This window comes from Chryseobacterium suipulveris, from assembly GCF_022811685.1.
GTDB lineage: Bacteria > Bacteroidota > Bacteroidia > Flavobacteriales > Weeksellaceae > Kaistella > Kaistella suipulveris.
This window is the reverse complement of record NZ_CP094532.1, coordinates 1,898,261-1,911,477: the sequence shown is the minus strand read 5'-3', so window position 1 is coordinate 1,911,477 and position 13,217 is coordinate 1,898,261. Positions and strand designations below refer to the sequence as shown.

General features: G+C 40.7%; 9 protein-coding genes. 4 read left to right on the top strand and 5 right to left on the bottom strand.

Annotated features, from left to right (window positions below; all coding sequences use genetic code 11):
• Positions 1 to 472 precede the first annotated feature (472 nt).
• From MTP09_RS08980 to MTP09_RS08960, 5 genes are all read right to left on the bottom strand, one after another.
• A complete protein-coding gene (locus MTP09_RS08980) occupies positions 473 to 1,603 on the bottom strand; it encodes an efflux RND transporter periplasmic adaptor subunit (protein WP_243548065.1) in 1,131 nt (376 codons plus the stop codon).
• 45 nt (positions 1,604 to 1,648) lie between these two features.
• Positions 1,649 to 2,887, bottom strand: coding sequence for a TolC family protein (locus MTP09_RS08975; protein WP_243548063.1), 1,239 nt, complete (start codon positions 2,885 to 2,887; stop codon positions 1,649 to 1,651).
• A gap of 172 nt (positions 2,888 to 3,059) precedes the next feature.
• Positions 3,060 to 6,230: an efflux RND transporter permease subunit gene (locus MTP09_RS08970; protein ID WP_243548061.1), complete on the bottom strand. Its 3,171-nt coding sequence runs from the start codon at positions 6,228 to 6,230 to the stop codon at positions 3,060 to 3,062.
• A gap of 365 nt (positions 6,231 to 6,595) precedes the next feature.
• The gene (locus MTP09_RS08965; RefSeq protein ID WP_243548059.1) at positions 6,596 to 7,105 is read right to left on the bottom strand and encodes a hypothetical protein; all 510 of its coding nucleotides are present in this window, start codon (positions 7,103 to 7,105) and stop codon (positions 6,596 to 6,598) included.
• A gap of 134 nt (positions 7,106 to 7,239) precedes the next feature.
• The gene (locus MTP09_RS08960) at positions 7,240 to 7,623 is read right to left on the bottom strand and encodes a hypothetical protein (protein ID WP_243548057.1); all 384 of its coding nucleotides are present in this window, start codon (positions 7,621 to 7,623) and stop codon (positions 7,240 to 7,242) included.
• A 524-nt stretch (positions 7,624 to 8,147) separates the two neighbouring features.
• Between MTP09_RS08960 and lysS the strand changes: the two genes are divergently transcribed.
• From lysS to gyrB, 4 genes are all read left to right on the top strand, one after another.
• Positions 8,148 to 9,875 (top strand): lysine--tRNA ligase, encoded by a 1,728-nt coding sequence (lysS, locus tag MTP09_RS08955; RefSeq protein WP_243548055.1) that lies wholly within the window; start codon positions 8,148 to 8,150, stop codon positions 9,873 to 9,875.
• A 73-nt stretch (positions 9,876 to 9,948) separates the two neighbouring features.
• Positions 9,949 to 10,245 carry a type II toxin-antitoxin system HigB family toxin gene (locus MTP09_RS08950; protein WP_243548053.1) on the top strand — a complete coding sequence of 99 codons (297 nt, stop codon included), beginning with the start codon at positions 9,949 to 9,951 and terminating at the stop codon, positions 10,243 to 10,245.
• An 8-nt stretch (positions 10,246 to 10,253) separates the two neighbouring features.
• Positions 10,254 to 10,619 (top strand): helix-turn-helix domain-containing protein, encoded by a 366-nt coding sequence (locus MTP09_RS08945; RefSeq protein ID WP_243548052.1) that lies wholly within the window; start codon positions 10,254 to 10,256, stop codon positions 10,617 to 10,619.
• Between the two features lie 351 nt (positions 10,620 to 10,970).
• The gene (gene gyrB / locus MTP09_RS08940; protein WP_243548050.1) at positions 10,971 to 12,905 is read left to right on the top strand and encodes a DNA topoisomerase (ATP-hydrolyzing) subunit B; all 1,935 of its coding nucleotides are present in this window, start codon (positions 10,971 to 10,973) and stop codon (positions 12,903 to 12,905) included.
• The last annotated feature ends 312 nt before the right edge of the window (positions 12,906 to 13,217 follow it).

Below are 13,217 nucleotides of genomic sequence, written 5' to 3'. Positions count from 1 at the left end.
TTATTTTTTTTCTAATCTCCATTAATATTTGTTATTTGTTCTTTTGTCTTGAAACAAAAGAACCAAAAGTTCAAGACTTGGATTTTTTTGCTAAAATTTGAAAAATGTTTTCTAAAATTTCCAAACTCGCTCGGAAACGAGATTTGTTCTTCAAACTAATTTTTTGCCTCGCTCAAACAGTGGAAATTTTTTACGAAAACATTTTCAAATTTCTTAACGCAAAAAACTCCTAGGTCGTTGGAAAAAAACTTCGTTTTTTTATGACAAACTTTTCTAAAAATTCCTGCTCGTAACTAGCCCTGATTGAGCGGCGTGTTTGAGCTCTTTTTTCGGCGGCGGCAAAGCCGCCGCCGAAAAAAAGCGAGTAGCAAAAGCAGGTTCCCGGCTCCAAATTATTGTTTGAGAGTGGTAGTGTTTGAGAGTTTTTGAGATTTTTTAATCTTCAGATTTCGGTCTCCCGACTTCAAACTCTTTATTCTTCCACGTTTTTCAAAGCCATCAACAAGTGATAAGCGCCTTTGGTTACAAACTTCTTATTTTGGAAGTCGCTTGTATTATTGACAATTTCTGTCAAACCGTTTTCTGAATTACCGATTGCCACCGGAAACATCTTGTAGGTTTTAGGTTTTACTTCTTCAAAAATGTACTGTTTGTGATCCCAGGTTACAATCGCGTCGTCGGGAATGGTGAATCCCTGGTTCATATTGATCTCCACTTCCGCGTTCATGAAAGTTCCGGGGATGAGCGACTCATCTTTATCGATTAGTTCGCAATGGATCATCACGCTTCTGTCGGGTCCGAAATCTTTTCCGATGAGCTTTACTACCGCGGAATATTTCTTCTGCGGATTCTGGTTGGTGTATGCATAAACCGGCTGTCCGAGAGAAATTTTGCTCAAGTCTTTTTCAAAAACTTTCAGCGCGAGATGAACCTGACCGTTATTGACAATTTCATAAAGTACATCAGCAGGAGACACGTGTTGACCTATAGTTGCGTTTACCCTTGAAATATAGCCCGAAATCGGCGCGATCACCGAAATTGACTTTTGGATATTTCCGGTACTCACACTTCCCGGACTGATTCCGTAGGTTCGGAGTTGGGATTCGATTCCGCGTACTGCGGCGCTTTGAGACTGAGCTTCATTAGCTGCTCTCTGCGTCACTTTGTCGGAGCTTGCCTGAAACTTGTTAAGATATTTTTGTCTTTCGTAATCTTTCTGCGCATAACCGAGGTTGGATTTTGCCTGAAGATATTCCTGCTGAAGCCGCGACATTTGGGGGTTTTCAACAACCGCTAAAGTTTGTCCGCGCGAAACATAATTTCCCGGAAGGAAACGCGCAACCTTGATAATTCCGCCAGATGACGAAGAAACTCCCGCCATTCCCGTTGGTGGCACATCGATTTGTCCGGTTAGCATAATCTTGTTGGCAATGTTTTCGCTTCCAAGCATTGCAGTTTCAACGCCGGCATTTTTTTTCTGCAGATCGGTGAGCGTAATCTGGTCTCCGGAAGTTGCGAAATGTTCGGTTGCGGTGTTTTCCTCTTTCTTTGAGCAGGAAAACATCAAAACCCCGGAAACAATTATGATGATTGATTTTTTCATATTTATTTTTATCATTTTGTATTCAAATACTTTTTTAAAAATTCGCTATTCACTTCTCAAATTATTCAGCTCGATGATTTTTTCGTTTAACAGTTTTTGTGCCTCGATATATTTGTTCTGAATTTCCAGCGACTGATTGACGAGCAGCGTATATTCAAGGTAATTCATTTCACCTTCCTTCAGTAAAAGATTTGCGGTGAAGAGGATTTTGTCTGCGTTTTTAAGACCCGTTGTTTTGTAATAATCAATTTCGGATTTCAGTTTCTGGTATTCGCCGTAGGTTTTTGCATACAGGTTTTTCATATTGCGCAAACCCAATTGGTAATTGTTCTCGGCAATCATTTGGTTAACTTTCTGACCTTCGATCACCGATTTTTGTGCGGTATTAAAAATCGGTAAACCCACACCGACACTTCCTTGCTGAAAACGGTGCAACCCGTCGTAAGTTTTGTCATCGGCACCCATTCCTTTCATCGTCATCGAACGAATCCCAACATTGAAGCTTGGCAACAGTTTCTTTTTTTCGGATTCCAATCGTGCATTTTCGATATTTCGCTGTTGCTCGAGTTGTTTTAAAACAATGGTATTCCCCGAAAAACTTTCATCGCCGAGAAGTTCAGTATTAAAAAACCCATCTTTCTGATTGGTATAAATCTCGGAATCGTTGATCAAATAATTGAACTGGTACAGTGTGATGTCGCGATCTTTTAATAAACTTTGAAGCTGAATTTCTGCTTGACTTCGGTAGTTTTCGGCGGTAGTTTTTTCCAGGATATTGCTTTCTCCCGCTTTCAGCCGCAGCTCCGCTCTTTTGTAATAATTGGAATAAATGCTGTCTGTTTTTTTCAGAAGTTTCTGTTTCTCATCCAAATAATTCAGTTTGTTGTAAAGAAGTGACATTTCCCTTTTCAGCTGCCATTTTTGAACATCGAGGTTCAGGACGGAATTTTTCCATTCCTCAATCAAAACCTGTTTCTGTGCCCTGTAAAAAGCGGGAAGCCGCAACGTTTGATTTACTCCGATCGCATTGTCAACATAGGTTGAATTCATTTGTCCGATTTCACCGGTAATGTTCAGCGGATCGATTGTAGCGTAGGATTTTTGCATTTTGTCGTAATAGTCAATCCGAAGCTGGCCCGACTTCAAATTCAAATTCTTATCCGCCGCTTTCTGAAGAGCCGTTTCCAGCGAAATTGGAGTTTGCGCAAAAATTCCTCCCATTCCAAAAAGAATGAAAAAGGGGCAAATTGCAATTGAAATTATTATGGTTCTTAATTTATTCATTGTTTCAAATTTTGGTTCCGATGGTTTCAACAACGGCTATTAACATTAAATACTTCTGGTTTTTTTACTTCTTTAAAATTAACCACAAAAGGTTACACAAAAGTTTTTATTAATTCTTAAATTAAATAGGACTGTTTAGAGTTCACTCTCCAACACACCAACTCTCCAACACTCACGCTTCCAACTCATAACCATCCTCACTATCCTGCATTTTATGAAGTTTTCGTCTTCTGTCTGGCAAATGTTTTTCAAACCACATGTACATAATCGGCAATAAATAAAGCGTAAGCAGCGTTGCCAAGAGTAATCCGCCGATTACTACCGTTGCCAAAGGTCTTTGAACTTCTGCGCCTTCACCTGTGGAAGTCGCCATCGGTAAGAAACCTAAAGATGCCACGAAAGCAGTCATCAGAACCGGTCGTAATCTGGTTTTCCCACCAATTTTTACCACTTCACGCAAATCGGAATGGGTATGTTTTTGCCGGTTGAATTCTGCGACGAGCACGATACCATTTAATACAGCAACCCCGAATAATGCGATAAAACCGACACCTGCAGAAATACTGAAATTCATATCCCGCATCCAAAGCGAGAGAATTCCCCCAATCGCTGAAAGTGGAATTGCCGAGAAAATAAGCAAACCATACTTCACGGAATTGAACGCAAAATAGAGCATCAGCAAGATCAAAAGTAAACTGACCGGTACCGCGATGGCAAGTCGAGATTTTGCCTGCTGAAGATTTTCAAAAGTTCCGCCATACTTCACAGAATAGCCGGCTGGAAGTTTCATTTCCTTCTCAACTTTCGCCTGCAAATCTTCCACGGTTGACTGGATGTCGCGTTCACGAACGTTGAAACCTACGATAATCCTTCGCTGTGCATTTTCACGCTGAATCTGGTTTACACTTTCTTTCAGTTCCACACTTGCGACCGCACTTAGCGGAATTTCGACCCCGATTGGTGTAGGGATTAAGAGGTTGTTTACGTCTTCCACATTTTTTCTTTTATCGCCGCTTAAACGAACTACCAAATCGAATTTTTTCTCACCCTCAAAAACGGAACCTGTCGCTTGTCCTGCAAATGCCGTATTCACGATATTGTTCACATCATTCACATTCAAACCATATTGCGAAAGCGCTTCCCGATGATAAGTGATGATAATCTGTGGCATTCCCGAAACAGGTTCCACATAGATATTTTGCGCTCCTTGGATTTTCTTGGAAATTTCGCCCATTTTTTCGGCATAAACTTTAAGTGTATCGAGGTTTTCGCCAAAGATTTTAATCACCACATCCTGTCTTGCTCCCGTCATTAATTCATTAAAACGCATCGCCACCGGATATTGGAAAGAATAAGTCACACCGATGATGTTTTTCTTCAGTTCGGCTGACATTTTTTCAGCGAGGTCGTCGTAAGTTTTTGCGGAAGTCCATTCTTTACGGGGTTTTAGGATAATCATCATATCACTTGCATCAATCGGCATCGGATCGGTAGGGATTTCTGAACTACCGGTTTTCCCAACGATTTTTTCAATTTCCGGGAATTTTTTTAATAAAATCTGTTGAGATTTTAGTACCGCGTCGGTTGATGTTTTCAGGTTACTTCCCGGCAAAACTCTTGTATCGACCGCGAAGTCGCCTTCCGGAAGTGACGGGATAAACTCGCCACCCAATCTCGACATGATAAACATGGCAAAAAAGAATAACGCGACCACACTGAAAAACGCAAGGTTGTGGATTTTGATAACCTGAGTCAAAGTCTTGTCGTAGAAATTTTCGAGCTTCTCCATCATTTTCTCGGAGAAGGTTTTCTTGTTTTCAATTTTTTTAGAAAGCACCAACGAACTCATCATCGGAATATAGGTCAATGAAAGGATGAATGCTCCCAAAAGTGCAAAGATCACAGTCTGCGCCATTGGTTTGAACATTTTTCCTTCCACACCCTGCAACGATAAAATCGGAAGGTAAACGATGAGGATGATGATTTGTCCGAAAACTGCGGAGTTCATCATTTTGCTCGCGGAAGTATAAACTTCATCATCCATAAACGACTGGGAAACCTTCTTGCTTTGGAAGTTTTTCAAGTGAGGAATCCGGTGCAGAACCGCTTCCACAATAATCACCGCACCATCCACAATCAGCCCGAAATCGAGCGCCCCCAAACTCATGAGGTTTCCGGAGACCCCGAAAATATTCATCATAATGATCGCAAACAGCATGGAGAGCGGAATTACAGACGCCACCAAAAATCCGGCGCGCATATTTCCGAGGAATAAAACCAATACGAAAATCACGATCAGTGCACCTTCAATCAGGTTTTTAGAAACGGTGGAAATGGCGTTGTTTACCATTTTTGTCCGGTCAAGGAACGGATCAAGTTTCACGCCTTCTGGTAAGGTTTTCTCGATTTCGGCGATTCTGTCTTTTACTTTCGCGGTGACCTGGTTCGAGTTTGCGCCTTTCATCATCATTACAACAGCTCCCGCAACTTCGCCTTCACCGTTGTAAGTCATAGCTCCGTAACGGATTGCTTTTCCGTACTGTACTGTTCCGATGTTTTTAACAAGAATCGGTGTTCCGTCGGGAAGATTTTTCACGACCGTATTTTCGATGTCCGGAATTTTCCCCATCAAACCTTCTGTTCTGATGAAAAGAACGCTCGGTCCTTTTTCGATATAGGCACCACCGGTGTTCTGGTTATTTTTCTGGAGCGCGTCGAAAACCTCAGTCATCGTAACACCCATCGATTTGAGTGTTGCTGGATTTATCGCTACTTCATACTGTTTCAGATCGCCGCCAAAACTGGCAACATCTGCAACACCTTCGGTTCCGAGGAGCTGTCGTCGAACCACCCAATCCTGAATTGTTCGCAACTGCATCGCATTGTAACGGTGTTCGTATCCTTTTTTCGGACGGAGAATGTATTGGTAAATTTCGCCCAAACCAGTAGAAATCGGCGCCATCGCGGGAGTTCCCAAACTGGTCGGAATATCGACTTGCTGCAAACGTTCCGCAACTTGTTGACGGGCAAGATACAGATTGACATCTTCTTTGAAAACAATGGTAATCACCGACAAACCGAAACGCGAGAAACTCCGCATCTGCTTGATTCCCTGAATATTGTTATTGACCTGCTCCAACGGAAACGTGATGAAACGCTCCACATCGGTCGCGCCCAAACTTGGGGAAACGGTGATGATCTGCACCTGATTGTCGGTAATATCGGGTACTGCGTCGATCGGCAGTTTTTTGAGTTCAAATAGTCCGTAAATTACCAAACCGAGCGTCATCAAGATGATGATCAGTTTGTTCTTAATAGAAAATTCTATGATCTTATTTAGCATAATAATTAAAGGTTCATTAGTTTGAAGCGAAATCCCTTTCGGAACTCAGCTCATAAATTTAAACGGAATTTAATTCCCCACCAATTGATTGTTGAAGCAATACCTACTTTGTTGACAGTTTCCGATATGATTTCATTGAAATTAACAATGATCGTTACTAATTTCAGAAAACCGGTCATAAAAGAGACTGTCATTAATCTGGTGATTTGCGAAATGGGATCCTGCAAAGTTTTGTAAATTTTTTCATCGTGTGTAATGGTCACAGCGTAAACTCCACTACCATAAAGTTACGAAGTAAAATACCTGGAAACAATATTGAAGCTGGGCATTTGCTGTTTGTTGACAACTGTCATTTCTCAGGAAAATCAGTCGTCGCTTTCTCCATTTTTTGTGTTTTCAGAATCACCGCTGTTGTTGCCATTTTGGATTGTTGCTCCGCTGCGGATTTCGGTATGTCGGATTTCACCACCGGTTCTTCCGGCTTCAGTCGCAAAATACAAAGCTCCCGCAGCAATGATCAATACTACGAAAGGCATGAATTTGTTGATGGCAAACTCCCGAAAACTTGAAACAAGCGACAAAAGCGCTGCACCACCCAGAACATAAGACAATCCGGCAAACAGTTCTGCGGCTTCCTCGTGTGTTTTAATTAAACTTTCTGCAACTCCGGGAAGGTTTTCCACGGCTTCTTCAGCGCCTTCGCCGGTCGCCATTGCAAGAACAGAGCTCAAAGCTCCGAGTATGAAGATGATGTATGCATTTCGCTTGGAAACTTCGGATTTTGTGAAAATACCGATTAACAGGACGATGACTCCCACAACGGGAAATATGATTGGCCAATGGTTGACTACCAAATGCAGATGTGCGTTGTTCATTTTGATTTAACTTTAAAAAAAATTAGACTTGTTAAACTGCGTGAATACCTGTGTTTATTTCACACAACCTAATTGTAAATGAAGTCCATACCATTACGGAATCGACATGATTTAGTCTTTGAAATTTTTGAAAATTAAATCTTAGGCGGTTGCCAAATTTTCTGGAAAACAGATGGGTAGAAACTTTCGGAGTAAGCAAAGGTATGCTGCTCCTCTATATTAGGACACTTGTGTTCGAAATTAAATTCGACTTTTTTCGGTGGCGTGGTAATACTGAAAGCAGACACCGAAATATCGTGGGTTTTGAAAGGCAGTTTCTGATCCTGCGCGTAATCCGCATCTTTCACCGGCGCATCCAGATAATGCATTTTGATGAAGGAATAAATCGTGGTTGCGGGATCGGTAAGCTTGTGCGAGATGAAATGCTCCACGAAGGTCGGGAATTTCAAAATCTGCCTTGCTTCCGGGAATGTCAGAAGATAGGTGCAGATGAGCAAATATGAAATCCACTTTTTCACAATACAAAATTATGAAGAAAATTCCTTTGCTTAATCAACTGTTTAAAATTTATATTAATTATAAATAAAGAGAGTTTTTTATGAGAATTTACTAAACAGGTTATTGACGGAAATCAAATAGCGGTTGTCGCTGTATTTCATCTCTTCGTTTCCAGCATATACAACTGCACCGTTGCTGTTTTGAGCGCTAAACTCCTTCCACTTCAAAATGTTTTTCCACCAGGTTTGATGGTAAGTTTTCCCCGACTTTATTTCGATACCGGTATTGGTGAAATTTTCTTCCGTGATGAGACCGATCTCAATTCCGCTGATGCTTCGCCAGTAGAAAATTTGTGCGGGAATAGTCTTTAAAATTTTTTACAAAGATAGTTTTATTTTTTACCTAAAAAGGAATCAAATTCCTAAAAAGTAAATAGTTAAACTCCTAAAAAGTAAAAGGGTAAACTCCTAAAAAGTAAAAAAACCGGAAATAAAAATTTCTCAAAAATTCACTATTTTTGCACATTCTAAAAAGAACACGAAAAATGTCGTTATCAGAACAGGAATTGATCCGCCGCGAAAAATTACAGAAACTTACCGCAATGGGAATCGACGCATTCCCCGCTGCAGAATATAAAATCACCGATACCACCAAAACCATCAAAGAAAATTTTGAGGAAAATAAAAAGGTGCAGATCGCAGGACGACTTATGTCGAGAAGAATTCAGGGAAAGGCAAGTTTTGCCGAACTGCAGGATTCCGAAGGTAAGATCCAGGTTTATTTTAACCGAGATGAAATCTGTCCCGACGACGACAAAGAGCTCTACAACGAAGTTTACAAACACCTTTTAGACATCGGCGACATCATCGGTGTTGAAGGCGAACTGTTTAAAACCCAGGTTGGTGAAATGACGGTGATGGTTAAGAATTTCACACTCTTAACTAAAACGCTCCGTCCACTCCCGTTACCAAAAGTGGATGCCGACGGAAATATCTTCGATGGATTTACCGACCCAGAATTGCGATACAGACAGCGTTATGTAGATTTAACCGTAAATCCGCAGGTGAAGGAAGTTTTTGTGAAAAGAACCAAAATGTTCAACGCGATGCGTACTTTCTTCAATGATGCGGGATATTTTGAGGTAGAAACTCCGATCCTTCAGTCGATTCCGGGAGGTGCAGCAGCGAGACCTTTCATCACCCATCACAATGCTTTGGACATTCCTTTATATTTAAGAATTGCCAACGAGCTTTATCTGAAAAGGCTAATTGTAGGCGGTTTCGACGGGGTTTATGAATTCTCGAAAAACTTCAGAAACGAAGGGATGGACAGAACCCATAATCCTGAATTTACGGCAATGGAAATCTATGTTGCCTACAAAGACTACAACTGGATGATGGATTTCACTGAAAAACTTTTGGAATTCACAGCGATTCAGGTGAATGGAACCACAGAATCCAAATTCGGCGAACATACCATCAACTGGAAAGCGCCGTATCCACGAGTTTCGATGACAGAAGCGATTCAGAAATTTACGGGATTTGATATTACAGGAAAAACTGAACAGGAATTGTTTGATTTTGCTAAATCCATCGGTATTGAAGTAGATGACACGATGGGCAAAGGAAAACTCATCGACGAAATTTTTGGCGAAAAATGTGAAGGAAACTTCATTCAGCCGACTTTCATCACGGATTATCCGATCGAGATGTCGCCATTAACCAAGAAACACAGAAGCAAAGAAGGCCTCACCGAACGTTTCGAACTGATGGTTTGCGGTAAAGAAATCGCCAACGCTTATTCGGAACTGAACGACCCGATTGACCAAAGAGAGCGTTTCGAGGCGCAGTTGGCACTTTCGGAAAGAGGTGATGACGAGGCGATGTTCATCGATAACGATTTTCTTCGCGCTTTGGAATACGGAATGCCGCCAACTTCAGGATTAGGAATCGGAATGGATCGTCTGATCATGTTTTTAACGGATAATGCGTCGATTCAGGAAGTGCTTTTCTTTCCGCAGATGAAACCGGAGAAGTCGGAAGTCCGAGGTCTGAAGTCCGAAGATGTCATTGCTATCGCAGATTTGACAGAAGACGAAAAAATCATTTTGGAAATTCTGAATTCCCAGGAAGAGCCGATGGGTTTGTCAGAAGTGAAAGAACGCAGCCAACTTTCCGGGAAAAAATGGGATAAGGCGACGAAAAATTTATCGAAGAATAATATGATGAGGGTTGAAAAAATTGGCGAGAATTTGATGATGAAGTTGGTGTAAAATAAGAAATTGTTATTTAAAAAATGTTATTAAAAAGTTCCTAATTCGGGAACTTTTTTTATATTTGTACTGAATGAAAAGAATGATCGCAAAGCGAACGCTGAAAGAGTTTTGGGAACTCCATTCTGATGCGGAACAATATTTGAAAACCTGGTGTGATATCGCTAAAAATTCTAATTGGCAATCGCCTAATGATGTAAAGCAATCTTTTGCTAATGCAAATATTTTGAAAAACAGCAGAGTTGTTTTCAACATTAAGGGAAATTCTTATCGTTTGGTGGTGAAATTTAATTATGAAAAACAGTGGGCGTTTATCCGTTTTATAGGTACTCATACTGATTACGACAAGATAAATGCTGACGAAATTTAATAAAAAAAATGAAAATAAAACCTATAAAAACCGACGAGCAATATTATGAAGCTTTGAGCAGGTTGGATGAAATTTTTGATGCTCCCGAAAACTCAGCCGAAGGAGAAGAAGCTGAGATTTTATCATTATTGATAGATAATTTTGAAAATGAGCATTACAAAATTGAAGCTCCGGACCCAATTGAAGCCATAAGAATTAGAATGGAAGAAATGGATTTGAAACAGAAAGATTTAATTCCAATGATTGGTTCCAAAAGTAAAACTTCGGAAGTACTGAACAGAAAGAAAAAACTTTCCGTAGAAATGATTCGCAACCTTGCTGAAAGACTGAATATTTCTGCAAACGTGCTGATTGCAAATTATACCTTAAAATAATTTAACGCAAAAAAGACAAGGCGACGAAAGATTTAACAAAAAATAATTTGATGAAGGTAGAGAAAGTCTTGGCGTTTTGCTGATGAGATTCTTTAAAGACAAAAATACAGAAAATTCCACAGGAGTGGGTCTTATCCCGCTTTTTTTGATTTCTGGAATTCATTGGCTTTAACAAAAATTCGTAATGTTTTCTGTTGATAACTTTTCCCGATCCCTAACACATTTTAACTTTCATATCTCGTCAATTTTCCGTATTTTTGTTGGTCTTTGCATTTCGCAAAAACAATCAATTTTTAAACGTAAATTTAAAGTTTGCTGAATGCGGAAAGCTGACAGCAGAAAGCAATAATTATGAGTCAAAAACAATATACAGCGAGCAGCATTCAAGCGCTTGAAGGAATCGAACACGTTAGGTTAAGACCGTCAATGTACATCGGTGATGTGGGAGCAAGAGGTCTTCACCACCTGGTTTATGAAGTGGTGGATAACTCGATTGACGAGGCATTGGCTGGACACTGCGACACGATTAATGTAACCATTTACGAAGGCGACGGAATTTCTGTAAAAGATAACGGAAGGGGAATCCCGGTTGACTTCCACGAAAAAGAAAAAAAATCCGCACTGGAAGTAGTAATGACTAAAATCGGAGCAGGGGGAAAATTCGATAAAGATTCCTATAAAGTTTCTGGTGGTCTTCACGGAGTTGGGGTTTCCTGTGTGAACGCGCTTTCAACCTCGCTCATCGCAAACGTGTACCGCGACGGAAAAGTGTATGAGCAGAAATATTCCAAAGGTGTCGCTTTAGCCGATGTTTCAGAAATCGGAACAACGACGGATCGAGGCACAAAGGTTTTCTTCCAACCAGACAACAGCATTTTCCAGGAGCTGGTGTACAACTACGATACTTTGGCGGCACGATTGAGAGAGTTGGCTTTCCTTAACAAAGGGATCACGATCACTTTGACCGACCAAAGACAAAAGGACGAGAACGGAAACTTCAAAACCGAAACCTTCCATTCCGAAGGAGGGTTGAAGGAATTCGTTGAGTATATCGACGGCAACCGCGAAAGCATCATGCAGAACGTGATCTTCATGGAAGGAAACAAGGACGACATTCCTGTAGAAGTGGCGATGCGCTACAACACTTCCTACAACGAAAACCTGCATTCCTACGTCAACAATATCAATACTCACGAAGGAGGAACTCACCTTGCCGGTTTCAGACGAGCTTTAACCAGAACCTTAAAGAAATTTGCAGACGAGCTTGGTCTTCCTCAAAAAGAAAAAGTGGAAGTAACCGGCGACGATTTCCGTGAAGGATTGACTGCCGTGATTTCTGTAAAAGTAATGGAGCCACAGTTTGAAGGGCAAACCAAAACCAAACTCGGAAACTCCGAAGTTTCGGGAGCGGTGGATAAAATCGTGGGCGAAATGCTGACGAACTTTCTGGAGGAAAACCCAAATGAAGCAAAACTGATTGTACAAAAAGTTGTTTTGGCGGCGAAAGCAAGACAGGCAGCGAAAAAAGCGCGCGAACTCGTTCAGAGAAAATCTCCGATGGGAGGAAGCGGACTTCCCGGAAAACTTTCCGACTGCTCGTCAAAAGACCCTGAAATTTCAGAAATCTTTTTGGTAGAGGGAGATTCCGCAGGTGGAACCGCAAAACAGGGACGTGACCGACACTTCCAGGCGATCCTTCCGTTGAGAGGTAAAATCCTGAACGTGGAAAAATCGATGCTCCACAAAGTGTACGACAACGAGGAAATCCGGAACATCTACACCGCACTTGGCGTTTCTGTAGGAACTGATGAAGATTCCAAAGCGTTGAATTTAACAAAACTCAGATACCACAAAATCGTAATCATGACCGATGCGGATATCGACGGTTCCCACATTTCAACACTGATTCTCACCTTCTTCTTCAGATATATGAAGGAACTGATCGAGAACGGTTACATCTACATCGCGCAACCTCCTTTATATTTATTGAAAAAAGGAAACAGAAAAATCTACGCCTACAACGAGAAAGAGCGTGAGGAAAAAACCCTCGAAATGTCTCCGGACGGAAAAGGTGTTGAAGTGCAGCGCTACAAAGGTCTCGGTGAAATGAATCCGGAACAACTTTGGGAAACCACCCTGAATCCGGAAAACAGAATCCTGAAGCAGGTAACAATTGAAAGTTTGGTGGAAGCTGACAATACTTTCTCAATGTTGATGGGTGACGAAGTTCCACCACGAAGAGAGTTTATAGAGAAAAATGCGATTTATGCAAAGATTGACGTTTAAAAACAGAAAATCATAGATAATACTATCTAAATTTCAAAAAAAAACCTAAATTTGATTATCCCGACCCTAAAAGGTGCAAATTTAGGTTTATTTTGTAGGAAATTTTCCTCCCTTTAGGGATGGGGTAAAGAAAATTTCTGACACAATATTTTTTCGAACAAAATTTAGATAGTTTCATAATAGACAAAACCATTCAATTTTCTTGGATGGTTTTTTTGTTTGCACCCAAATTTTTATTATTTTTAGGAATGAAAAAAAATATCCTTTTCTTACTTTGCTCATTTATTGTGGTTTACTCTTGTAAAAAGCATG